Genomic DNA, 26,629 nt, shown 5'->3' with positions numbered 1-26,629 from the left:
GGTGGGTCGCCTCTGAACGGGGCTCACCAGAGCACCTGGCCGCACGACGCGTCCATGTGCTTCGCCCGCACCGGTGCCCGCTCCCAACGCCCGGCAGGTGCGACTGTGCCGGGGCCCAGGGCGTGGAGGGCGAAGGAGGGCCAGGGAGTGCGAGGGAGTGCCAGGAGGGATCGGGCCGGGGCAGGGAGAAGGGCGTCAGGCCGGTGGGCGACGTCGGCGTCCGTCGTCGGCGGATCCGGCTGCCGCGGCCGGCCCCAGCAGGCGGTGGGCATCGAGCGCGAGGGTGAGTTGCACCAGGTCGCGGGGGCGGGACAGCGTGAGGCCGGTGACCTGCTCCACACGGCGCAGACGGTTCAGCACGGTGTTCCGATGGCAGAACATCTGCCGAGCCGCCTGGACGGAGGATCCACCGCATTCGATCCAGACGCCGATGGTGTCGAACAGCAGGTCGCGGTCGGCGGGTTCCAGGCCGTAGAGGGGGCGCAGCACCTGGCGGACGAGTTCGTTCGACAGGTCGGGCCGCGAGACCAGGAGTCCGTCGGGCAGGCGGGAGTCGAGCCGGGCGACCTCCCCGTCACCCCGGCAGGTACGAAGAGCGAGTCCGGCCATGTCCCGCGCGCGGGCCAGACTCTCCAGGCCCGGGACCACCGGGCTGATGCCGATGCGGAGCCCCGCTCCGGCGACGAGTCCTGAGGCGAACGCGTCCAGCGGACGGTCGCCCAAGTGGGCGACGAACACGGCGCGCCGGCCCCAGGAGTGCCGCAGGACCCGGACGTCCTTCAGCTCCGGCGCGGCCTGGGGCACGCGGCCGTACGGCGGTGTCGCCTCCGCGACCGCCACCGCGTACCGGCCGTCGAGCGGCAGATCGAGGATGTCGGCCGCGCTCCGGGTGAACTCGGGTTCGTGGCGCGTCTCGAGGAGCGCGGCGAGGATCAGACGGACGCGTTCGGCGTGCCGGCCGGTCACCCCCTCGATGACCTGCCGGTAGGCGTCGGCGACCAGGACGGCGTCGCGGTCGTTGCTCTTCCACACCAGCTCGGCGACGTGCACCAGCCGGCGCATGTCGCCCAGACCCTCGCGCTCCACCACCCCGATCATCCCGCTCCAGACCTCGGAGCCGGCGACGCGGTAGGCGTGCAGCACCTCGTCGAGGGGGCGGCCCTGTTCCGCGCGGCGCGTGCCCAGCTCTCTGGTGAACCGCTCGACGTCCACGATCCTGCCCGGGTCCACCCCGGTCTCCAGCGCGTGGCGGATGCCCGTCGCCACGTTCTCGCGCACGTCGGGCGGCGCCAGCACCGGGTCGGCGTAGTACGGCACCTCCGCCCGGATCGCCTCCAGGACGGAGTCCGTGAACACCGTGCCGTATCCGAGAAGCCGCCGGCACGCACGGTCGAACAGCTCGGCCGAGGACGGGTCGATGGCACTGCCGGGGGCGGAACTACGGTGCATGGACGCTCCTGGGGGACGGGGGTGCGAGCACCGCGCGAGCGAGGTGCGGGCGCGAGGCGCCGACGTGCGGTGCCGACGGAGCTGCATGAAGCGCGGAGCCTTCACCGGGCGGTCGCCGCAGGCGGGAACCGGCGGCGCCCTCCCGGCGGCCACCATGCTAAGCGGTCGGTCAGGAAGTGGTGGGGCCTCAGCCGGATCGTGATGATTCCGTGTGCGCCGACGCGAGCCGCCACGTTTCGAAAGCGCGTTCACGGATACGTGGCGTTCCGTCAGGAACATCGGCCTCTCGGAGGGGACAGCCGCGGTACTGACCCGCAGACCGGTACGACGCGGCCCTCGAACCCTTCCCGGGTCGGGGCCGCGGTGCGCGTGAGCCGTCGAAGAGTGAGGGAGGGCCCGGATGAAGGTGACCGGGGAAGACAGTGGTGCGGCCCGGCGTGGCCCTGCGGCCATCGGGCGCGATCTGCTGCTGGCGGTGGGGCTCATAGGGATATGCGGCGGCGGCCTCGCTCTCTTCCTCAGGACGGCCGAAGTGGCGGGGAGTCGCGGATCGGGAGTCCCGGTCGCCGTCCTCGTCGCACTCGCCGTCCTCGGAGTGCTCGCCGTCGGGCTGGGGGTGGCCAGGCGGAGCACGGTGCCCGTCCGGAACCGCGAGAGCGTGCGTCCCGCAGGCGCGCCGCGGGACTCGCCGCCCGCCGCGGACGTGCCCGACGTCGGGTCGGAGGCGCTGGACCACGCGGCGGTCGACGCCGACGGCTTCGAGCACACGGTCGCCGCACTCTGCGCGCGGGACGGCTGCGCCGCGGTGGAGGTGGTCGGCGGGGCGGGCGACCTCGGCGCCGACGTGCTCGCGGTGACCGAGGACGGCCGGCGTGTCGTGCTCCAGTGCAAGCACTACGCGGAGGACAACCGCGTCGGCTCCCAGGATCTGCAGAGGTTCGGCGGCACCTGCTTCACCATCCACGAGGCGGATGTGGCCGTCGTCGTGACCACCAGCTCCTTCACCGCGCCGGCTGTCGAGTACGCCGCCACGTCCGGGATCGTGTGCGTGGACGGTGAGGCCCTGGCCGCGTGGACGGACCAGATCGCGCCGCCCCCTTGGGAGACGCTCGGCGCGGATCCTACGACTCCCGTCTCGCTGACCGGCCCGGCTTGAGCCGTCGCACGGCGTGCGCGGCCCCCACGGCATCGCCCGGCCGCGTCGGCGAGCGTCCCCGCAGGAGACCCTCACCCCAGCCGCGGGCTCGGCCCGAGCGCCGCGCGGCGGCTGGAGGCGGCCCTGCCCCGGAGCCGGGGCCGGGTCCTCGCTGCTCCCGGGCTGCGACGCCCGGCCGGCCCACGTACAGGCCGCGGCGGCCGGGCCCCGGCTGCCTCCGGGCTGCGACGCCCACGCCCGGCCCTGGGCTGCCGCGGTACCCGCCCGACGAGGCATCAGTCCACCGGTTCGTCCGCGGCGGACTCCTCGTGCCCCTCCTTGGGGGCATCGCCCTCGGCGCGGTCCCGGCGTCCGGTGCCCGCCACGTCGGTCCCGGGCAGTCCGGTGTCGGGCCAGTCCGGTACGGGTATCGCCAGGGGGTCCTCCCCCTGCTTCGCCTGCTGGTTCTGCGGGTCGCGGGGAAGCGGCTCCTCTGCCCGCTCGGCATCGTCCGGAGTGCTCATACGGCTCACCTTCCTCTGGCGGCGGTCTTTCGCCGGTGGATACGGGCGCGGGGTCGCCGCGCCTCGGCGGCGGGGGGACCGGCCCCACCCCTACGGCTGCTGACCGGTGCGCCGTCCGGCAAACCTCGGTGCCGCGCGCCGCCGTCGGCCCGGCCCCGGTTCCCGGAACGCTCTCCCGTCTCCGCTCCGCTGCCACGCCACACCCGCTGACCGCTCCAGCGGGGCCACGACCTGGCCTTCGTGCGCCGGGATCGGCGCTCCCGGCGACGGTCCGGACACCGCAGACGTCCAGGGCGTGGCACACGAGGGCCTCCTCCTGGCCGGCCCACATCCGCGCCGCGGGGTCCCGCCTCGGTCGTGGTCGGACGAACGCGCCTCAGGCGCGAAGGGCGGTGTCGACGTCGGGATGGAGGGCGAAGACCTGATCGAGGCCGACGAGGCGCAGAATGCGCAGGGTGTTGGTGGGTACGGACGCCAGAGCGATGTCCGCCTGGGCCGCCTCGGCTCGGTTCCGAGCCGCCAGCAGGACGGTGATGCCGCTGGAGTCGCAGAACTCCATGCCGCCCAGGTCCATGACGAGGCGTTGTCCCGCGTGGAGGGCGAGCGTGGGCAGGACGTCACGCAGCTCGTCGGCGCTGGCGTAGTCGAGTGCGCCCTGGATCTCCAGGACGAGGCCGGCCACGGCGTCTCGGACAGTGATCTTCAATGCGCTCATCATGTTTTCTTCGCTACAGGACGGAAGCCGGATGGGTGGGGACGCCGAGGGCGAGGAGAGCGGTGTCGTCGTCCAGCCCTTCGCCGAATCCGGCCAGGAGCCCGGTCAGAGCTTCGATGACGCCACGGACGGACCTGCCGGCGTGGCCGGCGGCGAAGTCCCGGAGGGCCTCGTCCCCGAAGAGGTCCGCACGGTCCGTTCCCGTACGGGCCTCGGTGAGGCCGTCGGTGTAGAGCAGCAGCGTGTCGCCGGGGGCGAGTGTGGTGTCCACGGCGGCGAAGTTCGGCCGGGGCAGGATGCCGACGAGCAGGCCTCCGGGGGTGTGGAGATACTCGGTCCGACCGTCTGCGCGCAGCACGAGGGCCGGGGGGTGGCCGCCGGATGCCAGCTGGACGGAGGCCAGCCCCGTGTGCGGGTCCGGTTCGAGGATGCCGACGATGGCCGTGCAGTAGCGCGGGTCTCCGCCCGTGTAACGCTCGTGCAGCACCGTGTTGAGGGTCGACAGCGCCGCTACGGGGTCGGGGTCGTGCAGGGCGGCGGCCCGCAGGGTGTAGCGGGTGAGTGAGGTGACCGCGGCGGCCTGGGGGCCCTTGCCGCAGACGTCTCCGAGGAAGAAGCCGTAGCGCTTGTCGTCGATGGGGAAGACGTCGTAGAAGTCACCGCCGAGCCGGTCGGGGGAGGCGGTGTGGTAGTAGGCGGCCGTCTCCACTCCGGGGACCGGGGGCAGCGTGGTGGGCAGGAGCGACTGCTGGAGCACGGCGAGGGCGTCCTGCAGGCGGGCTCGGTCGGCCTGCGCCTGCTTGGTGGCCTCGTCGGCCGCCTTCCTGGCGCGCAGGAGCTCTTCCTCGTACGCGCGGCGGTCGCGGGCGTCGAAGACGGAGGTGCGGATCAGCAGCGGCTCGCCGTCGTCGGCGTGCTTGACGGTGCTGGAGACCAGCACGGGCAGCCGGGCCCGCTCGGCCTGCCGCAGATCGAGGGCGATGCCGGCGATCTCACCCTGCATCCGCAGCAGGGGTGCGAAGTGCGTCTCGTAGTACAGCTTGCCGCCCACGGTCAGCAGGTCGGTGAACCGCATCCGGCCCACCACCGCGTTCCGTTCGAGGCCGAGCCACCTCAGGAGCGTGGTGTTGATCTTCGCGATGGTGCCGTCCATCAGCGTGGAGAGGTACCCGCACGGAGCGCTCTCGTACAGCTCTTCGGCGTCGTCCTCGAGCATCGCCGCGAACGCGGCATCGCTCGTCTCCTCGCCGTCCGCCTCGTTCGGCCCGGACGCCTGTCCGGTACGGCACATCACCGCAGGCCTGCCAGGAAACCCGTGATGGCCTGGTTGGTGGCCTCGGGCGCCGAAAGATGCGGACAGTGGCCCGTGGCATCGAGCGTGACCAGGGTCGAGCCCGGGACGGCTGCGTGGACGAAGGCACCGACCTCTCGGGGGGCGATGACGTCCTCGGTGCATTCCAGCACCAGGGTCGGCACCGCGACGGCCTTCAGATCGTCCCGCGAATCCGACAGGAACGTGGTCCTGGCGAAGACGCGCGCCATGTCCGGATCGGTGGCGCAGAAGCTGTTGGTCAGCTCCTCGCCCAGCTCGGGCCGCTCGCCGTTCCCCATGATCACCGGCGCCACGGCGGCCGACCATCCGAGGTAGTTCGACTCCAGGGAATCCAGCAGCTCGTCGATGTCCTCGGCGCTGAACCCGCCCCGGTAACCGTCGTCGTCGACGTAGCGCGGCGAAGGGGCGACCATCACCAGGGCTCCGATGCGTTCGGGAGCCATCGCGGCAGCCAGGACCCCGGTCATCGCGCTGACCGAGTGCCCCACGAACGCCACGTCGCGCAGCTCCAGAGCCTCGCACACCTCCACCACGTCCCGGGCATAGCCTTCCAGGGACGAGTAGCGGTCCTCGGTGAACGCCGAGAGGTCGGAGCGGCCCGAGCCGACGTAGTCGAACAGCACCACCCGGTAGTCCTCGACGAGAGCCGGCACCGTCAGCCGCCACATGTTCTGATCGCAGCCGAATCCGTGCGCCAGGACGACCACCGGCCCCTTCGGGTTACCGGTGACGGTGATGTTGTTCCTGCGTCGGATGTCCATACCCGCCATCCTCGCAGCTCCCGCACGTCGACCCCCACGGGCCCGCGCATCCCCCGGACTGACGCGAAGCCTCCACCGGTGGCTCCGGTCGCCCGCGGGGTGGCCGCCGAAGGTCAGGCCGTGGAATGCTCGTCCCGCCGCTTCAAAAGGCGCCGCCGGGGCGCCCGAGGCTTCGCGGCCGAACCAGTGACAGTAGGGGGTGGCGTCGGCGGCCGCCGCACGCGTGACGCGCGATCGGTGTCCCGCAGAACCCACTGGACCCGGCCCTTTCCCGCGGTACCCCTCGTCGCCCCTCCGTCGGGGACCGCCCGGTCGCGCCGGTCGGGCGTGCCCCTGGTGCGCGCCACCAGGACGAAGGTGACGCTGATCAAGAGGGCCCAGGCTCCGAACTTGCCGAGGGGTACGGGTTGCCAGCCGTCGAGCTGGTGGGGGTAGCTCCAGGCACCGGCGTAGGTGGCGGCGTTCTCCGCGACCCAGAGGAAGAACCCGATCAGTGCGAAGGCCAGAGCGAGGGGCATCCGTGGGCGCGAGGAGCCCACCGTGAAGTGGACCCAGGTGCCGGCCATGGCGCCGAGCAGCAGCAGGGCCAACAGAACGCGCGCGTCCGGCAGCCAGTGATGGGTGAAGAAGTTGACGTACACCGCGGCCGCGAGGACGGCCATCAGGCGCGGCCGGTACCCGGACAGCGACAGATCCATGATCTTCCACGCCCGGCAGCAGTAGCTGCCCACGGCGCTGTAGAGGAATCCGCCGTAGAGAGGAACTCCCGCGACCTTGGAGAGGGCGTCCTCCGGGTAGCTCCACGAACCCATGCGCACTTTGACGAGTTCGAACAGCAGGCCCACGGCGTGGCAGCCCAGGATCACGGCGGTGTCCCGTGGGCCGTCCCAGCCGACCTTGCGGGCCAGGACCGTCAAGGCCACGCCGTAGAGCAGCAGCAGGTCGTAGCGCGCGACCGGCAGGTCGCCGGGCAGCAGCCGCGAGGCGCCGATGCCGCCGACGAGGGCGACGGCGAAGGCGACAGCCCGCACCTGGTCGAGCCCGAAGCGCCAGAACTGCGCGCACCCGTGGGCGATCCGCTGGAAGGTCATGCCCGAGCAGACTGCCGACCGGTGACCCTTGGTTCCGTCGATTCCGTCGATTCCGTCGGACCTTCCCGGAACTCCGCGTGCGACCCGGCCGGCTCTCGCGGGCGTTGCCGGGCCCGCTGCCGCCGGGCCGCCGCCCCGCCCGTCCGTCGATTAACCGGTGGATCGACCGTCGTGACGGTCCATAGAGTTTCCGACCATGCGTACGCACTATCCCCGGACCCCACACCTTCCCTGGTCACCCGGCGCGACCTCGGACGACGTACGGGCCGAGGGGCTCGCCGGGTTCGCCGGCCGCGAGATCGTGGTCACCGAGAAGCTGGACGGCGAGAACACCACCCTCTACCGGGACGGCCTGCACGCGCGCTCTCTCGACTCCGGCCACCACCCCTCCCGGGCCTGGGTGAAGGGGCTTCAGGGGCGCATCGGCGCGGGCATACCCGCGGGCTGGCGGGTGTGCGGGGAGAACGTGTACGCCCGCCATTCACTGGCCTACACCGACCTGGAGAGCTGGTTCTACGGGTTCTCGGTCTGGGACGACTCCGACCGCTGCCTGGACTGGGACGACACCGTCGCCTTTCTGCGCGCCGTGGGCGTGCCGGCGCCGCGGGTGCTGTGGCGCGGCGTCTTCGACGAACGGTCGCTGCGCCGGCTGCGGCTGGATCCCTCCCGGCAGGAGGGCTATGTGGTGCGGACCGTCTCCGGCTTCGCCCGGGACGAGTTCGGCCGGCGGGTGGCCAAGTGGGTGCGGGCCGGGCACGTGAGCACGGACACGCACTGGATGTACGCCGCCGTGGTGGAGAACGGGCTCGGACCGACGGCGCCTCTGTGGGCCGTCCGCTCGGGCGCCGCGCCCGACCCGGCCGGTCTGCTGGAGGCGGTGGGGATCGGTCCGGCGCACGGTGGTGCCGGTCGGCTGTCCGCGACGGGTGGACCGGCAGCCGTGGAGGCGGAGGAGTCCGTACGAGAGGTCGCCGGGCGCCTGGATGTGCTGGGGCGAACCGGGGAAGCGCGGCTCGCCGGGGTCCTGGCCGCGCTGCTGCACGACCGGCCTCGCGGCTCGTTGGGGCCCGCGCTGGCAGGCCGGCTGGGGACACCGCTGGCTCGGCGGGTGGCCGATCTCGTCGGCCTGCACCCGCGGTTGCACTCTCCTTTCCCGGACTCGGAGCGACGGGCCGGACTGCTGCGTATGACGGCCGCCGCCGATCTGGGGGTCCTTCACGCGGTGGCCGCGTCCGTGCCAGGGGGCCGGACCCGTGACGGCCGGGAACAGGTGGAGTGGTCCTCGCTGTACGCGGAGGAGGCCGGGCTGCTGGGTGCGGCCCCGCTGGAGCCCCTGCGGACCGGGCTGCGGGAGGCCCTGGCCGGGGCGGGGGTGACGGCGGAGGCCGCCGACCGCTGCTGGGCGCAGGCTCGGGAGGCGTACGCGGAGGGCCGGATCGGCACGGTGGAGGAGGCTGTTGCCGCGACGTGGCGGTGGCGGTCCGGCGAGTTCCCGCGGCTGGTCCAGCTGGTCGGGCCCTCCGGCAGCGGCAAGAGCACCCTGGCGCGGACGTTTCCGCACGTGGTGTGCGTGTCGCTGGACGACCTCAGGACGGAGCGTGGCGATCGCTCGGACCAGTCCGCCAACGCGGAGGTGGTCCGGCGCGGGCTGGAGCGACTGGACGCGGCGCTGTCGTACGGCGGCACGGTGGTGTGGGACGCCACGTCGCTGACCGAACGGCAGCGAGATCCGGTCCTGGCGGTCGCGCGGCGGCGGAACGCCCTGGTCACGCAGGTGGTGGCGCTGGTGGCGAAGGACGAGTTGGTACGGCGCAACGCCTGCCGACCGCATCCGGTACCGGCGGAGGTGCTGGACCGGCAACTGCGGCGGTACAGCCCGCCGTATCCCGGGCGGGCGCATCGGACCTGGTACGCCGGTCCGGAGGGTGGGATCGAAGACCGGGCCGGCGGCCTGGACCAACGGGAGCTGTGGGGTGTGAGGGACTGATGCGTACCAGTGAGGCCATCTATCACCAGGTCCGCTGGGATCCGCGGTTCGATCCGGCCCGGTTCCTGTTGGGGGTGGCCCAGCGCGGGCGGGAGCCGAAGCGGATCCCGCTGACCTCCTTCGTGCCGGGGGGCGATGTCCCCTGGCACCGAGTGCTGTTCGTGGAGGCGGACGGGGAGCTGGTGTGGGACCGGTCGAGCGGCCTGGACCGGGTCGCGGAGTCCGGGGCCGGGCGCATGCGGACGCCGCGCCGGTTGCGGGCCCCGTTCTTCACCGCGCGCACGCCGCACGCCTGGGACGGGGCGCGATGGAGTCCGGTCGCCTCGGACGTACCGGCCACGGCGGGCACCATGAGGACCGTCTCAGGGGCCGGCTCCGGGAGCGTCTCAGGGGCCGGCTCAGGGGTGCGGTTGCTGACCTGGAACACCCTGTGGGACCGGTACGACCCGGAGCTGATCGACACCGCGCTCCGTCGGCCTCGGCTGCTGGAGGCGCTCGCCGACGCCGACGCCGACGTGATCGCGCTGCAGGAGGTCGAACCCGCCCTGCTGGAGATGGTGCTGGCCGCCGACTGGGTGCGCTCCGGCTACACGCTGGGCGCGGAACCCCGCGGGCGGGACGTGGACGACTTCGGTCTTCTGCTGCTCAGCCGGCTGCCGGTGAGCGAGGCGGGCGTGCACGCGCTCGCCCCGCACAAGGCCGTGACGGCGATCGCGGTGGAGGCCGACGGCGTCCCGCTGGTGGTGGCGTGCACGCATCTGTCGAGCGACCACTCGGCCCGCGGGGCGGACCGGCGGGAGGCCGAACTGACCCGGCTGGCCAAGGGGCTGGCGGACACCGACGGCGACGTGGTGCTGCTCGGCGACTTCAACGACGGGCGGGACGGCCCGGAGGGCCCGGCCGCCATGCTCGGGCTGCGGGATGCCTGGACCGAGGCACGCGGTCCGGCCGACCGGACGCCGACCTTCGCCCCGGGGGTCAACCCGCTGGCCGCGGTGTCCTCGCTGAGCGGCCGGGCCTCGCGGCTGGACCGTGTGCTGCTGCGCGGGACCGGCCGGGTGACGAGCGTGGGGCTGCTCGGCGATGTCCCGCACGCCGACGGGCTGTTCGTCTCCGACCACTTCGGCGTCCGCGCCGATCTGGACTTCACACCGACGGTCGCGGCGACCGAGATCGTGGACGTGGCGCCGACCCCCCGTACGGCGCTGGCCTGGCTGCCCCCCGAGGAGCTGTGGCCCGCGATCCAGCGGCTGCGGCAGGCGTACGACCCCCGGTTCGACCGGTGGCCTCCCCATGTGAACCTGCTGTTCGGCTTCGTACCGGAGGCGGAGTTCGAGCGGGCGGCGGCTCTGGTGGCCGGAGTCGCGGCCGGGACGGAGCCCTTCCCGGTCCGGTGGGCAGGGGTCCACGACTTCGGGCACCGCGACGACGCCACGGTGTGGCTGGACCCCACCGGGGGCGGCGAGCAGGCATGGCAGGGGCTGCACTCCGCGCTGGCCGCGCGGTTCCCGGGCTGCCGCGGCCGGGCCCCGGGCTTCACCCCGCATCTCAGCCTCGGCCGAACCGCCGAACCGGCGGCCGTCGCCGCCGAGTGCGCCGAGGCACTGGCCGGGCTGCCGGCCGGCGCGGTCGGTGAGTTGGCGCTGCTGTCCCGGCGCGGCCCGGAGCCGATGCGCGTCCGGGCCACGGTGGCGCTGGGGACCGGCGAGATCCGCTGGCGCCCGGACCCGGCCGCCCCGGGCCACGAGGCGGGCGGCGGGCCGGGCTTCGCGGCGGCGGTCGCCGAGCGGGTCGCCGGCGCCCTGGGTGACGCGGCGGTGGAGGTGGTCGGATCCCGCCGGATGGGCTGTGCGCTGCCCGGCGCCGACCTGGACCTTGTCGCCGCCCTGCCCGGGGAGGTGGACACGGACGCGGTCGGCGCCCGCCTGGCCGCGGCACTGCCCGAGGCGACCGGACTGCGGCACGTGGTCGGTGCCAGGGTTCCGGGCCTGCGGTTCACCGTCGGCGGTCTGGCCGTGGACCTCGTGCTGGTCGGCACGGGCGGTCTGGACCCGGCCGAGGCGGTGCCACGCCGGGCGGAGTTGGGCGAGTCGGCGGCGGTCGCGCTGAGCGCCGTCGGCGACGCGGAGGCGGTCCGCGCGGCGGTGGCCGGACGGACCGCCGCCTTCGAGGAGCTGGCCCGGCGGGTCAAGTCCTGGGCTCGCGCCCGGGGTCTGGACTCCGCACCGCACGGCGGTCTGCCCGGCCTGGCATGGACGGTTCTGGCCGCCCGTGTGGTGGCCCGCTCCCCTTCCCCGGACGCCGGACCGGAGGCCCTGTTCCGCGAGTTCCTCGCGACCTGGGCCGCCTGGAACTGGCAGCACCCGATCGGCCTGGAGCCGGATGACGGGGCGTCAGGTACCGGCCCCACCCGCGGTCCGCAGGACACCGGCTCGCCCGATCCTGTCGTGGTCCTGACCCCCTCCGCTCCCGTGCGGAGCTGCACCGCCCAGGTGTCCGCCGGGTTCCGGGACCTGCTGGTCCAGGAGCTGTACGAGGCGTGGGAGCACGCGGAGGCCGACGTCCGCGCCGGTACGCCGGTCCTTCCGCCGCTGCACCGGCGGCATGCCGCATGGGCGCTGGTGACCGTGCGGGGCCGGCGCGGCACGGTGGAGTTCGAGGAGGTGCTGGGGCGCGTGCGGGGCCGGGTCCGGGCTCTGCTGGGCGCGCTGGAGGTGTCCGGTGGTCCCGACCTCCACGCCTGGCCCCACCCGTACGAGAGCGGCCCCGGGACCGTCCACTTCGCGATCGGTCTGGGCCGCACCCCGCCGCCCGTCGCCGCCGTCGAAGCGCTGGCGCGCACCTGGCCCCGTGACCTCCCCGGCGTGGACCTCACCTACGCCGCCGGGGGCGAGGTGCCCACACCGCTCCGCCCCGGAGGCGCCCGCGCGAGCGACGGCGCGACGTAGGCCGCCCGCCCTCCGTTCACCCCGATGGCAGGCGGCTCGCGCGGTGTCCGTGACCGGCCACGCCCATGATCGTTACCCGCAGTGGCAGCGACCGAGGGCGGACCCCTTCGCCCGGAGCGCGTACACGGCTTGTCAGGTCGTCGCGGGGAGGAATGACGCGTGGGTGGCTGGATCAGTGTCGGTCTCGGGGCGGCGGCGGCCCTGTGCCCGCTGCCGCACCACGGCGACGTGACCGTCGTCATGGACCACGCCCCCGGCCGCGATCACCTGGTGGTGTGTGCCCCGGACGTCCGGGTCGACATGGGCTACGGCGATGTGGCGCCCGAAGTCCCGCCACCCACGTGCACACCGCCGGCCGCGCACGCACCGCACACGTCGCCGCCGCCCGCACCGGCTCCCCCACCGCCGCCCCCGTCGGCGCTCCCCCAGCCTGCGCCGTCGGTGCCGCGCGGACCCGCGCCCTCACCGACGCCCCAAGCCGCCCCCGCATCCGCGGCGCCGGCGCCCGCCGCACCGCCGCCTCCCGGCCCGGAGCCGGCACCGGCAGCCCCGGTGCCGAGCGCCATCCCGGTCCCCGCGTCGTCGCCGCCGGCGAAGGCGCCCGAGGCCTTCCGGTGGGTGCCACGCTCGCACTACACCGGCGGTCCGTCCCGTCCCGCGCCCGCCAGACTCTCGATGACCATGTCCACCGTCGTGGTCACCCTGCCGGCTGTTCTGGCCGCGGCCGCACTGCGACCCGGGTCCCGCCGCCGCGGCCGCGGCTGACCGCCCGCTTCGCGTCGCGCCGGCCGGCCCCCGACCGGCCCACCCCGTCCGTCCCCGTATGTCGTACACATCGCTTCGCTCGTCCTGGAGTTGTGCAATGCCGGAATGGCTCGTCTACACCCTGGCCTCGGTCCTGGTCTGCGTTCTCGTCGTCACGGCGACCGTCGTGCGGCACCGCCGCGTGGCCGTCGACGAGGACACCTCCGAGACCCCGGACGTGCTGGAGTACATGGTCATGATGGTCGGCGTCGTCTACGCCATCGTGCTCGGTCTGGCGATCGCCGGCGTCTGGGAAGCCCGAACCGCGGCCGAGGACACCGTCCAGCGCGAGGCCCAGGCCCTCTACGAGATCGATCAACGCCTGGACGTCTACCCGGCCGCCTTCCGCACCCAGATCAAGGAGCACATCGACGCCTACGCCCGGCACGCCGTCACCACCGAATGGCCGGCCCTGAAGGACGGCACGCCCGTCGACGGCACGGGCGCCGAGCTGCTGGGCCGCATCCGGAGCGACATCGCTCACCGCACCCCGGCCGACGAGCTTCAGGCCCAGGCCTACCAGCCGCTCCTGGACCAGGTGGCGGCCGCGGACGACGCCCGTCACCAGCGTCTGGACACCTCCGGCACGACCCTGCCCGCCGCGCTCTGGTTCGGCCTCGTCGCCGGCGCCCTGGTCACCCTCGGCCTGCTCTACACCCTGCAGATCCGCCGCTCGGCGCGCGAACTGCTGCTGGCCACCACCTTCAGCGCGCTGGTGGTCTTCCTGCTCTTCCTCGTCTGGAGCTTCGACGCGCCCCTCGGCCACTCCGGAACGGACTCCGCCCAGCCCTTGAGCGACCTCCTCACCACCGCGGTCTGATCAGGGGTCACGGAGGGAGCGGCACCGCACCTCGCGGAGCCCGCGCCGTCAACAGCGGCGGGTCTGGTACGGCACGGGGGCGGGTACCGGTTCGGGCCGTGCCGGGCACCGGCTCAGGGCGAAGAGGAAGGTCAGCGCGATGCCGCCCGCGGCGACGAAGAGCGTGGTGCGGATCCCGTCGGCGGTGGCGGTGCGGAGCTGTTCGCCGGAGAGGCCGTCGAGACCGGCCGTCGAAACCAGGACGAGGAGGGCGAGGCCGACGGCCGCGCCCACACCCGAGCCGGTGGAGGCGATGCCGGAGGCGATGCCCTGTTGCCGGTCGGGGACGCCGGTGGCGGCGGCGATGAACATGGTGGTGAAGACCACGCCGTCGCCGACGCCGAGCGCCACGAGGCCGGGGACGAGTTCCGCGTACGTGCCGTCGGGCGCGATCACGAGGCCGAGCGCGACCGCACCGAGCGCACCGACGGCGAGGGCGGCGCCCAGGGTCCGCCGGAGGCCGAACCTCGTCACGAGCCGGCCCGCGACGGTCGAGCCCGCCACCACCACCGCCGTCGGGAGGAGGAAGCCGACGCCGGTCCGCAACGCGTCGTAGCCCAGGATCTCCTGGAAGTAGAGGGACAGGAAGTAGAGCACGGATCCAAAGGTCGCCATGAACATGAAGGCGATGACGACGCCGGTGATCAGGTGGGGGTTGGAGAACAGCCGGGGCGGCATCAGCGGGTCGGGGCTCCGCCGCTCGACGACGACGAAGGCTCCGATCAGCAGGACGCCCACCGCCGCGCTCAGCAGGATGGCCGGCGAGAGCCAGCCCGATCCCGGGCCCTGCACGAGGGCGAACACGATGAGGGTGACGCCGACGGAGATGCTGAGCGCACCCGGCAGGTCGAACGTGCGGCCCTTCTCCCGTTCGCCGTCCCGGGGGATCACGACGAAGGCGAGCAGCAGCGCGGGGCCGGCCAGGGCGACGTTGACGAAGAAGACCGCTTCCCAGCCGAAGACCTGCGTCAGTAGACCGCCGAGCAGCACACCGATGACGAGGCCCGCCGCGCCCGCCCCTCCCCAGATCCCCAGGGCGCGGTTGCGCGGACGGCCTTCGGCGAAGGTGGTGTTGATGAGCGCCAGGGTGGTGGGGAAGACCAGGGCTCCGCCGAGACCCTGGAACGCCCGGGCGGCCAGGAGTACTTCGGGGCCGGTCGCGAGCCCTCCCGCGAACGCGGCCCCGGCGTAGAGCGCCAGCCCGGTGGCCAGGACGCGGCGTCGCCCGAGCAGGTCCGCGGCCCGTCCACCGAACAGGAGGAAGCCGGCCGAGGCCACCGCGTAGGCGCTGATGACCGACTGCAGCGTCTGCGCGGAGTAGCCGAGGTCGCCCGCGATGTCGGGAAGGGCGACGACCACGATGTACTGGTCGAGCGAGACGATCAGCATGGCGAACGACAGGAGCAGCAGCGTCGCCGTCTCACGGTTCCGGCCGAGGCCGCCGGACGCGGTCGAGGTCTCCACTGGTCCCACGACAGCACTCCTGGTGATCGGTACCGCGCCCGGTCGGCCGTCTTCGGTTCACGCCTTCTGCTGCATGGAGCTGCGTGCGGGGTTGCTCTGGTCGGCCGCCTTGGGGTCCTTCTCGCCGGCCTTGTCGCGTACGCCCTGGGCGATGCGCTCGCCGATCGCCTTGTCGATGTTCGTCCAGTACGCGAACGCCCGCTCCAGGACCGGCTCGGAGACGCCGTTGAGGAGATGGCCGACCACGTTGTCCACCAGGCGGTCGCGAGCCGCGTCGTCCATGACCTCGCGCACGAGCGTGCCGGGCTGTCCCCAGTCGTCGTCCTCCGGATGGGAGACGTACGCCGCCCGGGTGATCTCGCCGTCCGCCGCCCAGCTGGGCGGGGACCCGTACCGCTCGGTGTCGGCGGCGGGGCCGCCCTTGGAGTTCGGGGCGTAGACCGGGTCGGTCGTCCTGCGGTAGGCCATCGCCCCGTCCTTCGAGTACGTGTGGACGTCGACGACGGGCGCGTTCACGGGCAGCTGCTGGTAGTTGGCGCCGATGCGGTGGCGGTGGGCGTCCGCGTAGGAGAACAGCCTGGCCAGCAGCATCCGGTCGGGGCTCGGCCCGATGCCGGGGACCAGGTTGTTGGGCTGGAAGGCCGCCTGCTCGATCTCGGCGTGGTTGTCGGTCGGGTTGCGGTCGAGCGTCATGCGCCCGACCGGGATGAGCGGATAGTCGCCGTGCGGCCACACCTTGGTCAGATCGAACGGGTTGAACCGGTACCCCGCGGCCTCCTCGTACGGCATGACCTGGACGTACAGCGTCCAGGAGGGGAACTCTCCGTCCCGGATGTGCTCGAAGAGGTCCCGCGTGTGGTAGTCGGTGTCGACGGCCGCCATCTGGTCGGCCTCGTCCTGGGTGAAGAACTCGATGCCCTGGTCGGTCTTGAAGTGGTACTTCACCCAGAACCGCTCGCCGGACGCGTTGATCCACATGTACGTGTGGGACGTGTATCCGTTCATGTGCCGCCAGGTACGCGGGATGCCACGGTCCCCCATGAGCCAGGTGACCTGGTGCGCGGACTCCGGTGAGAGGGTCCAGAAGTCCCACTGCATGTCGTGGTCGCGCAGGTTGTTGTCCGCGCGCCGCTTCTGGGAGCGGATGAAGTGCTGGAACTTCATCGGGTCCTTGACGAAGAACACCGGCGTGTTGTTGCCGACCATGTCGTAGTTGCCTTCGCTGGTGTAGAACTTCACCGCGAAGCCGCGCGGGTCGCGCCAGGTGTCCGGGCTGCCGCGCTCACCGGCGACGGTCGAGAAGCGGACCACGAGATCGGTGCGCGTGCCCGGCTGGAACAGGGCCGCCTTGGTGTAGCCGCTGACGTCGTGGGTGACCTCGAAGTGGCCGAACGCGCCGCTGCCCTTGGCGTGGGGCTGGCGCTCCGGGATCCGTTCCCGGTTGAACTGTGCCATCTGCTCGATCAGATAGGCGTCCTGCAGCAGGATCGGACCGCCGGGGCCCACGGTGAGCGAGTGTTCGTCGCTCTCGACCGGGGCGCCGGAATCGGTTGTGGTGGCGGGTCGGCTCTCGGTCATCGGTCAGTCTGCCTTTCCTTGAGCTGAGCGGTGGCGCGGCCCCTCGATGGCACGTCGGCGCACGACCGGCGTCGAGGGGCTGCTGCCCGTCGGTCGGGGCTCGTACGGCCTGGAGATGTCCCCTTCCCCGGAGGACCTCGGCCTCGTTGCCCACGTCTCGACATGTCGCCTCGCCCGCCGTCGCCGCGGTAAACGTCTTCACCGCCGTCGGATGCGCCTGCCGTCGCGGTGGGCGCGGGTGCGCCGTCGGCATGGGCCTCCTCGCCGGGTGCGGGCGGGCGTACGGGGACCAGGCGGCGTGCTCGCCGCCCGGACGCACCTCCCAGCCTGGGCCTTCTCGGCCGAACCCACCACCGGAGGCCGGACGGCTCCCGCCGGCGGCGGGCCGGCCCGCCGCCCTGCCCGGCGGGGGCGTCAGGCGACCGCGCTGAGGGTGTCCGCGAGGCGGCGGCGGGCCGCGCGGGCCGCGGGCAGGGCGGTCAGGGCGATCGCGCCGAGGACGGAGGCGGCGATCATGACCACGAGGTAGCCGGCGGGCGGGGCCTGGGCCACGCCGGAGCCGATGCCGGTGGTGTGGGCCTCGTGATCGATGAGCCGGCGGGCCAGGGGGACGCCGAGGGCCGTGGCGGCGAGGGCGGCGACGAGCGCGGTGCAGCCGATGGCCGTCACCGTGACGGCGGTGATCTGGCGCGGGGAGAGGCCGATGGCCTTCAGGGCCAGCAGGTCCCGTTCGCCGTCGCGGATGCTGCCGCCGATCGCCGTGGACAGTTCGGTCAGGCCGATCAGGGCGAGGACGGAGATCAGGCCCACGACGACCCCGCGCAGAGCGGAGAACCGGTCGGCGGGGGACGTGACCCCGTGGACGTCGAGATGCCCACCGGACGCGTCGGCCAGTTCGGCGCGGACGGCACGCGGGTCGGCGCCGGGCTCCAGGCGGAGCCGGTAGAGGGTGGGGCTCAGGGACGGGTCGTTCTCGCGCAGGGTGTCGAGCGAGGTGGAGATGACCCGGCCGCCGTTCTCCGGCTCGATGCTGCGCCCGACGAGGTGCAGCACCTGCGGGTGGCCGCCGACGGTGACTCGCACCCAGTCTCCGACGCGTACGTCCAGCAGGTCGAGCAGGCCCTGGCCGGCGACGGCCTCGTCGGGGCCCTCGATGGGACGGCCCTCGGCGACCGTGTACGGGTAGGGCTCGACGCGGGTGCCGAGACCACGGAGCGCGATGGTGCCGGTCTGGCCGGGAACGAGGGCGGCGACTTCGAGCCCCGGGTGGGCCGCGTCGATGTCGTCGTCGGCCGCCAGCAGCGCGGCGGCCTCGCGGTCGCCGAGCGTCGCGTCGGGGCGGGCGGTGAGCGCGGCGGCGTGCCCGAGCCGCTCGGGCCGGCTGTCGAACCGTTCGACGGTGGTCCAGGCGCTCAGCGCCACGGTGATCAGCAGCAGCGGCAGGGCGAGGCGGACGATCGTGGCCGGGGCGCGCCGTCCTCGGCCGAAGGCCCGGTGCCAGCCGAGAACCAGGGTCGCCGGTGTGCGCAGGGCAAGCGCTCCCCGGGCGGCTCGGGACAGTCCTCCGCCCGGCGCCGCGGCGGCGGGGACGACGGGTACGGGCTCCACGCGCCCGGCCCGCCAGGCGGCGAGGCAGGTCGCCACACCGATGAACAGCACCGCCGCGACGGGCACCGCGAGCAGCGCCGCCGTGTGCCCCTGGAGTCCTTGCCAGACGCCGACGGCGTCGCCGAGCCGACCGGGCAGGTGGGTGCCGAGCGTCTGCACGGCCGCCGTGGCTAGGGCCGCCCCGAGCACGGCGAAGGCCAGATGCTGGACGAGGAAGACACGCACGACCTGGCCAGGGGTGAAGCCGATGGCCTTGAGGACGGAGATGTCCCGCAGGTGGCCGCGGACCCGGGTGCTGATGGCGCCGAACACCGCGAGGGCGGCGGCGATCAGCGCTCCGAGACCGAACAGGCCGAGGACCTGGCCGAGCAGCCGGGTGTCGCCCTGGGCCTCGGAGCGGCCCTGCTGCCAGGTGCCGACGTCGGTCACGGCGCCGGCGCCGAGCACGGTGACGGCGCGCTGGACGACGTAGTCGGTGTCGTCGGGGTCCGCCAGACGCAGTCCGACGACCTGGCCGCCATCGCGCTCGGCCGGCACCCCGCGCGGCAGGGCCCAGACGGTGCCGGGCCGTTCACCGGGGCTGTAGCGGGGCTCGGCGCTGTCGGCGACGCCGAGGACGGTCAGGGTCCGGCCGGTGGGCAGGGTCAGCCGGTCGCCCGGTTCGGCCCACAGGGCGCGGGCGAGGCTGGATTCCAGGACGACGCCGTCCGGGACGGTGTCGTCGAGCCAGCGGCCCGACGTCAGCAGGGGACGGCCGGTGGCCGGGGGCTCGACGGCCGCCGCGCGCAGTTCGATGCGGGCGCGTGTGCCGCGTGAGGCGACGGTGTCGCCCGCGGTGCGGTAGGGGCCCGATATCCGCTCGACACCGTCGAGGGCCGCGAGGGCGCCGGTGTCGGCGGCGGGGCCGGTGTGGATCCACACGTGGGCGCCCCGCGACTGGGTGAAGATCCGCTGCCAGGGGTTGGTGGCGTAGCCGAAGAGCGCCGTGGCAAGGAGCAGCGAGGCGACGATTCCGGCGGTGGCGGCGACCATGAACAGCGCCTCGCCCCGGTGGGTGCGCAGATCGGCGTGCGCCCAGCGCAGCATGGCCCGCACGGGTCAGTCCTTCAGTTCCAGTACGCCGGCGAGGCCCTTGCCGCGAGGCGGGGTGCCACTCAGATCGGCGTCGTCGGCTATGCGGCCGTCGAAGAAGCTGATCACCCGGTCCGCGGCGCTGGCGAGCCGGGCGTCGTGGGTGACGAGCACGATGGTCTGGCCGAGCTGGTGGAAGCGGGCGAGCTGCCGCATCACTTCGCGGGTGCCCTTGCTGTCGAGGCTGCCGGCCGGTTCGTCGGCGAGGAGCAGCCGCGGCTGGTTGACCAGGGCACGGGCGAGGGCCACGCGCTGCTGTTCGCCGCCGGACAGCTCGCCGGGCATGCTGCGGGCCTTGCTGTCGAGGCCCAGCTCGGCGAGGAGTCGCTCGCGTTCGGCGCGGGCCCGCTTGGCGGCGGTTCCGGCCAGCAGCGCGGGCAGTTCGACGTTGTCGGCGACGCTGAGGTTGGAGACGAGGTTGAAGAACTGGAAGACGATGCCGATGCGGCGGCGCCGTTCCACCGCCCAGCGTGCCTCGGTCCAGCCGTCGGTGCTCTCGCCGTCCAGCAGGAGCGTGCCGCTGTCCGGACGGTGGAGGCCGCCGAGCAGATGCAGCAGGGTGGACTTGCCCGCACCGGAGGGGCCGGTGACCGCGACGAACTCCCCGCGCCGCACGGTCAGGTCGACGCCGCGCACGGCGTGGGCGGGCGCGCCCTCGCCGTGGTGGGTCTTGACGAGGCCGTCGGCGCGCAGCAACGGCACGGGTACGGCGGAGTCGGTCATCGCAGCTCCTCCAGCTCCTCCTGGCAGCGCTCCAGCCAGTCGAGATCGGCCTGGAGGTGCAGCATGGCGCCTTCGATCAGCAGGTGGGCTATACGGTTGTCCCGGTCTTCGGCGGCGGCCAGCTTGGACAGGTTGCGCATGGTGGTGAGGTATTCGCGTCGCTGCTTGTTGATGAGGGCGATCTGGTCGGCGAGGCCCGTGCGGGGGGCGAGGGCGAGCTTCATGAAGAACTCGTCCCGTACCCGCGGCTCGTCCGCCGTCTCGTCGAACCAGGAGCGCAGTGCTTCCTGCCCGGCTTCGGTGAGGCGGTAGATCTTCTTGTTGGGGCGGCTCTCCTGGGCGATCTCCTCGCCCTCGATCAGCCCGGACTTCTCGAGGCGGCCGAGCGTGACATAGATCTGCCCGACGTTGGTGGGAGGGTACGCGGCGCCCAGCAGTTGCTCAAGGTCCTGCTTCAGCTCGTAGCCGTGGGCGGGGCCCCTGGCCAGGAGGGCGAGGAGGGGATGGCGCACCCGTACTGTCCTCCCTTGGCGTGCTCCCGGTGTGGTGAGGGCTCTAGTATCGCCCATGCCTAACGGGTATACATGCCCTGTTGCTGGACGAAGGTGTACGGCGCGGCCCCCTGGGAGGAACCTATGCGGTGGATGCGGGCCGCGGGTAGGGGTCTCCTGGCTCTCGCGGTGGTCCTGACGGGCTACCTGGCCTCCGGAACCCCCTCGGGCGGCGCGGAGCACGCGGGTGGCCGCGGCCCGATGACGCTGGCGACCGCCGGTGATCTCACCGGCTATCTCGCACGTGTGCTGGAGGGCTGGAACCGCGCGCACCCGGCCGAGCAGGTCACCGTGGTCGAGCTGCCGGATTCGGCCGACGAGACCCGGGCCCAGATGATCACGGATCTGAAGTCGGGCGACGGCAGGTTCGATCTGCTCAACATCGATGTCGCGTGGACGTCGGAGTTCGCCGCGGCCGGATGGATCGCTCCTCTGGAGCGCGGGCGTTTCCCCTTGGAGAGCTTCCTGCCTCCGGTGGTGGACACCGCGACGTACGACGGACGGCTGTACGCCGTCCCGTACGTGACGAACGCCGGGATGCTCTTCTACCGCAAGGACGTGCTCGACCGTGAGGGGCAGCGCCCGCCGCGGACCTGGGCGGAGCTGGAGCGGCAGGCCCGCACCATCGCCCCGAAGTACGGCCTGGGCGGTTACGCGGGCCAGTTCCTGCCGTACGAGGGGCTGACGGTCAACGCGGCCGAGGCGGTGTACTCGGCAGGCGGATCCATCCTCGGCGACGAGGGCGAGCGGGTGACGGTCGACTCGGCGGCCGCCCGCTCCGGGCTGGGGTTCCTCGCCCGAGGTGTACGGGACGGCTGGATACCGGGGGAAGCCCTGTCGTACAAGGAGGAGGAGTCCCGGCAGGCCTTCCAGGACGGCCGGCTGCTCTTCCTGCGCAACTGGCCCTACGCGTACGCCGGCGCATCCGGCGCGGAGTCGAGGGTCGCGGGGAAGTTCGGCGCCGTGCCGCTGCCGGGCCCGGCGGGGCCGGGCGCGAGCGTGCTGGGCGGCTCCAATCTGGCCGTGAGCAGCCAGGCCCGGTATCCCGAGTCGGCGCGCGATGTGATCGCGTACCTCACGAGCGAACCGGTGCAGCGCCGCGTCCTGACCGAGGGCGCCCTGCCGCCGGTGCGGAGCGCGCTGTACGAGGATCCGGCGCTGGTGGCGCGCTTCCCGTATCTGCCCACGCTGCGGGCGAGCGTGCTCGCGGCCGCTCCCCGTCCCAAGAGCCCGCACTACGAGCAGGTGAGCCTCGCGGTGCAGGCGGTGGCGCACGACGCGATGACGCAGCACCAGACGCCCGAGGCCGCGGTGCGCCGGCTCGCGGACGAGCTCGCGGCCATAGCCCGTCGCCGCTGACACCTCGCCCAGTGCCTTCCCTCTTCGGCGCTCCCTCGCTGTCATCGCTGCGTCCCCTACTTACCTGTTAGGTATCAGCATGTGGACCGGTGCACCCCGACCGCAGGTGCAAACCAGGGCATTTCACCCCAACTGACTTCGATTTCCGACAGCTTCGTTGACACCCTCTCGTCATGCGTACTTAACATGCATGCATAACCGCTATCCGCTCTGGGTGGCGCGCACCCCTTCACGCAGAAATACAGGTCAACGGGTGATGCTCACAGCCCCAGGCCGCCGCCGCTGGTGGCGCGACGCGGTGATCTACCAGGTGTACGTCCGCAGCTTTCTGGACAGCACCGGCGACGGGATCGGCGACCTCGCCGGTGTCCGGGCCGGACTGCCGTACCTGAAGAAGCTCGGGGTCGACGGGATCTGGCTCAGCCCCTTCTACCCGTCGCCGCAGCACGACCACGGGTACGACGTCGCCGACTACTGCGACGTGGACCCCGTCTTCGGCGACCTCGCCGAATTCGGCCTGATGGTCGCGGACGCACATCGGCTGGGCATCAAGGTGCTGCTGGACATCGTCCCCAACCACTGCTCCAGCGAGCACGCCTGGTTCCGCGAGGCCCTCGCCGCCGGGCCCGGCAGCGAGGCCCGGGCCCGCTTCCACTTCGCCGAGGGTCGCGGTCCGGACGGCGACGTCCCGCCCAACAACTGGCACGCCATGTTCGGCGGACCGGCCTGGAGCCGGATCACCGAGCCGGACGGCACGCCCGGCCAGTGGTACCTGCACATGTTCACGCCCGAGCAGCCGGACCTGAACTGGCGCAACCCCGAGGTCGGCGCCCATTTCGACCACGTCCTGCGCTTCTGGCTGGACCGGGGCGTCGACGGCTTCCGCATCGACGTGGCCGCCGGCCTCTTCAAGCACCCCGACCTGCCGGACTCCCCCGACCCCGAGGCCGACGCCCGTACCCGCGACTCGGTCAACCCGCTCGCGTGGAACCAGCCCGAGGTGCACGACGTGTGGCGTCACTGGCGGTCGGTGTGCGAGGAGTACACGGCGCGCGACGGGCAGGAGCGGCTGCTGGTCGGCGAGGTGTCCGTACCGACCGCCCGCGAACACGCCCGGTACGTCCGGCCCGACGAGCTGCACCAGGCGTTCTTCTTCGACCTGCTCGGCGCACCCTGGGACGCCGACTCCTTCCGCAAGGTGATCGACGAGGCGATGCGCGACATCGCGGGCACCGGCTCCACCGTCACCTGGGTCCTCAACAACCACGACCAGGTGCGCACGGTGACCCGGTACGGCGAGTCCGGCACCGAGGGCAGCGGGCTCGGGGCCGCCCGGGCGCGCGCCGCCGCCCTGCTGATGCTGGCCCTGCCCGGCGCCGCGTACATCTACCAGGGCGAGGAGCTGGGCCTGCCGGAGGTCGTGGACCTGCCGGACGAGGTGCTCACCGACCCGATATTCCGGCGTACCGGCAGCCGGGCCCGGATCCGCGACGGCTGCCGCGTGCCGTTGCCGTGGTCCGGGCACGCCTCGCCGTTCGGCTTCAGCACCGGGGCGGAGAGCGCCAAGCCCTGGCTGCCGCAGCCCGGTTGGTTCGCCGAGCACGCCACCGACCGGGCGCTGGCCGACACCCGCTCGGTCTGGCACCTGTACCGCGAGGGGCTCCAGCTGCGGCACGGCCTGCCGCAGCTGGGCGAGGGCACCCTGCGCTGGCTGGACGCGCCGCCCGGTGTGCTGGCCTTCCTGCGCGGCGACGGGCTCGTCTGCGCCGTCAACTTCGGCACCGCTCCCGTGCCCGCACCGGTCTCCGGCGCCCCGCTGCTGTCCAGCGGACCGTGCCCGACCGCCGTACTGCCCGGGTCCACCGCCGCCTGGTGGATCAGTGACGACACCACTCTGGAGGAACTGCGATGACCCTGCGACGGATGACGACGGCCTGCTGCTCCGCGTTGACCCTGGCGCTCGCCGCCACGGCGTGCGGCGGCGACCCGGTGAGCGCCGGTGGCGGCGGCAAGGAGCTGTCCGGCCAGACCCTCGATGTGGCCGGGGTCTGGTCGGGCGCCGAACAGAAGAACTTCCAGAAGGTGCTGGACGCCTTCACCGCGAAGACCGGCGCCAAGACCCGGTTCGTGTCCACCGGGGACAACGTCTCCACCGTCGTGGGCAGCAAGATCGAGGGCGGCAACGCCCCCGACGTGGTCATGGTCCCGCAGGTCGGCGTGCTCCAGCAGTTCGCGCGGCAGAAGTGGCTCAAGCCGCTGTCGCAGACCGCGACGAAGGCCGTCGACACCAACTACGCACCGGTGTGGAAGAACTACGGTTCCGTCGACGGCGCCCTCTACGGCCTGTACTTCAAGGCCGCCCACAAGTCGACCGTCTGGTACAGCCCGGAGGCGCTCGACCAGGCGGGTGTGAAGCCGCCGAAGTCGTACGAGGAGATGCTCACGAGCGGGCAGACGGTCTCCGACTCGGGCCTGCCCGCCTTCGCGATCGCCGGTGAGGACGGCTGGACGCTGACCGACTGGTTCGAGAACATCTACCTCTCCCAGGCCGGCCCCGAGAAGTACGACCAGCTCGCCAAGCACGAGATCGCGTGGACCGACCCGACCGTGGTCAAGGCGCTGACCACCCTCGGCACCCTCTTCTCGGACAGGAAGCTGGTGGCCGGCGGTCAGAAGGGCGCGCTCGGCACCGACTTCCCCGGCTCGGTCGAGAAGGTCTTCGGACCGAAGCCCGAGGCGGCGATGGTGTACGAGGGGGACTTCGTCGCCGGCGTCGCCAAGGACCAGTTCGGCAAGAAGATCGGCGAGGACGCCACCTTCTTCCCCTTCCCGGCGGTCGCGGGCGGGAAGGCGCCGGTGGTCAGCGGCGGTGACGCGGCCGTCGTCCTGAAGGACGGCAAGAACCCGAAGGCCGCCATGGCGTTCCTGGAGTACCTCGCGACGCCGGAGGCGGCGGCCGTGTGGGCCGAGGCGGGCGGATTCCTCTCGCCGAACAAGAAGCTCGACCTCGCGGCGTACGGCGACGACACTCTGCGCGAGACCGCCAAGTCGCTGATAGACGCCGGGGACTCGGTGCGCTTCGACATGTCGGACCAGGCCCCTGCCGCGTTCGGCGGCACCAAGGGCGTGGGCGAGTGGAAGATCCTCCAGGACTTCCTGCGCGACCCGTCGAACCCGGCCGCCACGGCCGCGGCGCTGGAGGGCGCGGCGGCCAAGGCGTACAAGGGCTGAGGCGGACGTCATGACCACAGTCACCGCCCCACCACCCCCTCGGGCCGGCTCCACGAAGGGCGGCCCGCGGTCCGGAAGCCCGCGGGACCGGGCCAGGCGCCGACGGCGGATCGTCGCCCTGGCGTTCGTACTGCCCGCGTTGCTCCTGCTCGGCGCGCTGGTCGTGTATCCGGTGCTGTTCTCCGTGGGCCGCAGCTTCTTCGACGCGTCCGGCACCCGGTTCGTCGGCGGGGACAACTACACGGAGATGTTCCGCGACCCGGCCACCCTGACCGCGATCCGCAACAGCGCCATCTGGGTCGTCGTCGCGCCGACGCTGCTGACAGGCCTTGGGCTGATCCTGGCGGTGCTGGTGGAGAAGGTCCGCTGGGCCACCGCGTTCAAGCTGCTGCTCTTCATGCCGATGGCGGTCTCCTTCCTGGCGGCGGGCATCATCTTCCGCCTCGCGTACGAGGAGGACCCGGACAAGGGGGTGCTGAACGCGGCGGTGGTCGGCGTGCACGACGCGTTCCAGGGTTCCTCGTCGTACCCGGCGGCCCGGGCCCGCGAGGGTCAAGGGCTGGAGAAGGCGCCCGACGGTTCGTACGGGACGGCCGAGGCCGTCTCCCCGGGCCGGAGCGTCGCCCTCGGCCTCGTCGGCGTACCGCCCAAGGAGCTGCCCGCCGACGCCGAGCAGGCGGCCGTCGGCAAGGCCGGTGCGGAAGACGTGGCCGGCGCCGTGTACCTGGACTTCACACCCGGCGGCGGGGGGCGGCACGGCGCGATCGACCCCGCGGAGCGGGGGCTGCCCGGCATGACGGTCGAGGCGGTCCGCGACGGGCGCGCCGTCGCGACCACGGTCACCGCGGCCGACGGGTCGTTCCGCTTCACCGGTCTCGGGGCCGGCGCGTACACGGTCCGGCTGCCCGCGGAGAACTTCGCGCCTCCGTACGAGGGCGTCTCCTGGCTCGGCCCCGCCCTGGTCACACCGGCGATCATCGGTGCGTACCTGTGGATCTGGACCGGCTTCGCGATGGTGCTCATCGGCGCGGGGCTGTCCTCCCTGCCTCGCGACGCGCTGGAGGCGGCACGGATGGACGGGGCCAACGAATGGCAGGTGTTCCGCCGGATCACCGTGCCGCTCCTTGCCCCCGTGCTGACCGTCGTCTTCGTGACGCTGGTGATCAACGTGATGAAGGTCTTCGACCTCATCTACATCATCGCGCCGGGGCCGGTGCAGGAGGACGCCACCGTGCTGGCCACCCAGATGTGGCTGGTGTCCTTCGGCGGCGGCAACGACCAGGGGCTCGGCAGCGCGCTCGGTGTGCTGCTCCTGCTGCTGGTGATCCCCGCGATGGTCTTCAACGTCCGCCGCTTCCGTAGGAGTCAGCGATGAGTG

Annotated in this window: 20 protein-coding genes; 9 read left to right on the top strand and 11 right to left on the bottom strand. The window is 72.9% G+C overall.

Translation table 11 applies throughout. The features are described from left to right. Positions 1-195: 195 nt before the first annotated feature. On the bottom strand, positions 196-1,449 hold the full coding sequence (locus ACZ3OF_RS04240; protein WP_467302626.1) for a PucR family transcriptional regulator: 1,254 nt from the start codon (positions 1,447-1,449) through the stop codon (positions 196-198). A 400-nt stretch (positions 1,450-1,849) separates the two neighbouring features. On the opposite strand from ACZ3OF_RS04240, the gene ACZ3OF_RS04235 reads away from it, so the two are divergent. Then, positions 1,850-2,605 (top strand): restriction endonuclease, encoded by a 756-nt coding sequence (locus ACZ3OF_RS04235; protein WP_467302624.1) that lies wholly within the window; start codon positions 1,850-1,852, stop codon positions 2,603-2,605. A gap of 275 nt (positions 2,606-2,880) precedes the next feature. On the opposite strand, the gene ACZ3OF_RS04230 is transcribed toward ACZ3OF_RS04235, so the two are convergent. The 5 genes from ACZ3OF_RS04230 to ACZ3OF_RS04210 all read right to left on the bottom strand — a co-directional run bounded on the left by ACZ3OF_RS04230 (position 2,881) and on the right by ACZ3OF_RS04210 (position 7,008). Next, positions 2,881-3,108, bottom strand: coding sequence for a hypothetical protein (locus ACZ3OF_RS04230; RefSeq protein ID WP_361666347.1), 228 nt, complete (start codon positions 3,106-3,108; stop codon positions 2,881-2,883). Positions 3,109-3,484: 376 nt separating this feature from the next. Beyond that, entirely contained in the window at positions 3,485-3,823 is a 339-nt protein-coding gene (locus ACZ3OF_RS04225; RefSeq protein WP_361666349.1) for an STAS domain-containing protein, read from the bottom strand. 13 nt (positions 3,824-3,836) lie between these two features. Continuing rightward, entirely contained in the window at positions 3,837-5,114 is a 1,278-nt protein-coding gene (locus ACZ3OF_RS04220; RefSeq protein WP_361666351.1) for a PP2C family protein-serine/threonine phosphatase, read from the bottom strand. Next, positions 5,114-5,917, bottom strand: coding sequence for an alpha/beta fold hydrolase (locus ACZ3OF_RS04215; RefSeq protein WP_361666353.1), 804 nt, complete (start codon positions 5,915-5,917; stop codon positions 5,114-5,116). The genes ACZ3OF_RS04220 and ACZ3OF_RS04215 overlap by 1 nt, the downstream gene beginning before the upstream one ends. 113 nt (positions 5,918-6,030) lie before the next feature. Beyond that, positions 6,031-7,008, bottom strand: coding sequence for a DUF817 domain-containing protein (locus tag ACZ3OF_RS04210; RefSeq protein ID WP_361666354.1), 978 nt, complete (start codon positions 7,006-7,008; stop codon positions 6,031-6,033). Between the two features lie 196 nt (positions 7,009-7,204). On the opposite strand from ACZ3OF_RS04210, the gene ACZ3OF_RS04205 reads away from it, so the two are divergent. The 4 genes from ACZ3OF_RS04205 (at position 7,205) to ACZ3OF_RS04190 (ending at position 13,567) form a co-directional block, all read left to right on the top strand. After that, positions 7,205-8,995 (top strand): RNA ligase family protein, encoded by a 1,791-nt coding sequence (locus tag ACZ3OF_RS04205; protein WP_467302619.1) that lies wholly within the window; start codon positions 7,205-7,207, stop codon positions 8,993-8,995. Beyond that, entirely contained in the window at positions 8,995-11,943 is a 2,949-nt protein-coding gene (locus ACZ3OF_RS04200; protein WP_467302617.1) for a poly(A) polymerase, read from the top strand. The genes ACZ3OF_RS04205 and ACZ3OF_RS04200 overlap by 1 nt, the downstream gene beginning before the upstream one ends. 159 nt (positions 11,944-12,102) lie before the next feature. Further along, positions 12,103-12,708 (top strand): hypothetical protein, encoded by a 606-nt coding sequence (locus ACZ3OF_RS04195; RefSeq protein ID WP_361666359.1) that lies wholly within the window; start codon positions 12,103-12,105, stop codon positions 12,706-12,708. Positions 12,709-12,805: 97 nt separating this feature from the next. After that, positions 12,806-13,567 carry a bestrophin-like domain gene (locus tag ACZ3OF_RS04190; protein ID WP_361666360.1) on the top strand — a complete coding sequence of 254 codons (762 nt, stop codon included), beginning with the start codon at positions 12,806-12,808 and terminating at the stop codon, positions 13,565-13,567. A gap of 48 nt (positions 13,568-13,615) precedes the next feature. Here ACZ3OF_RS04190 and ACZ3OF_RS04185 read toward each other — a convergent pair whose 3' ends face one another. The 5 genes from ACZ3OF_RS04185 to ACZ3OF_RS04165 all read right to left on the bottom strand — a co-directional run bounded on the left by ACZ3OF_RS04185 (position 13,616) and on the right by ACZ3OF_RS04165 (position 20,622). Further along, positions 13,616-15,079, bottom strand: coding sequence for an MFS transporter (locus ACZ3OF_RS04185; RefSeq protein ID WP_361666362.1), 1,464 nt, complete (start codon positions 15,077-15,079; stop codon positions 13,616-13,618). A gap of 48 nt (positions 15,080-15,127) precedes the next feature. Next, positions 15,128-16,648, bottom strand: coding sequence for a catalase (locus ACZ3OF_RS04180; protein ID WP_361666363.1), 1,521 nt, complete (start codon positions 16,646-16,648; stop codon positions 15,128-15,130). A 414-nt stretch (positions 16,649-17,062) separates the two neighbouring features. Continuing rightward, positions 17,063-19,351, bottom strand: a complete 2,289-nt coding sequence (locus ACZ3OF_RS04175; protein WP_361666364.1) for an ABC transporter permease — start codon at positions 19,349-19,351, stop codon at positions 17,063-17,065. 3 nt (positions 19,352-19,354) lie between these two features. Next, positions 19,355-20,110, bottom strand: a complete 756-nt coding sequence (locus ACZ3OF_RS04170) for an ABC transporter ATP-binding protein (protein WP_467302613.1) — start codon at positions 20,108-20,110, stop codon at positions 19,355-19,357. Beyond that, the gene (locus ACZ3OF_RS04165; protein ID WP_361666368.1) at positions 20,107-20,622 is read right to left on the bottom strand and encodes a PadR family transcriptional regulator; all 516 of its coding nucleotides are present in this window, start codon (positions 20,620-20,622) and stop codon (positions 20,107-20,109) included. The genes ACZ3OF_RS04170 and ACZ3OF_RS04165 overlap by 4 nt, the downstream gene beginning before the upstream one ends. 123 nt (positions 20,623-20,745) lie before the next feature. On the opposite strand from ACZ3OF_RS04165, the gene ACZ3OF_RS04160 reads away from it, so the two are divergent. From ACZ3OF_RS04160 to ACZ3OF_RS04145, 4 genes are all read left to right on the top strand, one after another. Further along, positions 20,746-22,020, top strand: coding sequence for an ABC transporter substrate-binding protein (locus ACZ3OF_RS04160; RefSeq protein WP_361666369.1), 1,275 nt, complete (start codon positions 20,746-20,748; stop codon positions 22,018-22,020). Positions 22,021-22,276: 256 nt separating this feature from the next. Continuing rightward, on the top strand, positions 22,277-23,932 hold the full coding sequence (locus ACZ3OF_RS04155) for a glycoside hydrolase family 13 protein (protein WP_467302610.1): 1,656 nt from the start codon (positions 22,277-22,279) through the stop codon (positions 23,930-23,932). Further along, positions 23,929-25,251: an ABC transporter substrate-binding protein gene (locus ACZ3OF_RS04150; RefSeq protein WP_361666371.1), complete on the top strand. Its 1,323-nt coding sequence runs from the start codon at positions 23,929-23,931 to the stop codon at positions 25,249-25,251. The genes ACZ3OF_RS04155 and ACZ3OF_RS04150 overlap by 4 nt, the downstream gene beginning before the upstream one ends. A gap of 10 nt (positions 25,252-25,261) precedes the next feature. After that, positions 25,262-26,626 (top strand): ABC transporter permease subunit, encoded by a 1,365-nt coding sequence (locus tag ACZ3OF_RS04145; RefSeq protein ID WP_361666373.1) that lies wholly within the window; start codon positions 25,262-25,264, stop codon positions 26,624-26,626. The last annotated feature ends 3 nt before the right edge of the window (positions 26,627-26,629 follow it).

It is taken from the genome of Streptomyces sp. NPDC022552 (assembly GCF_055561875.1).
Note: the sequence above shows the minus strand (reverse complement) of the source record. Positions and strands in the feature narration are given on the sequence as shown.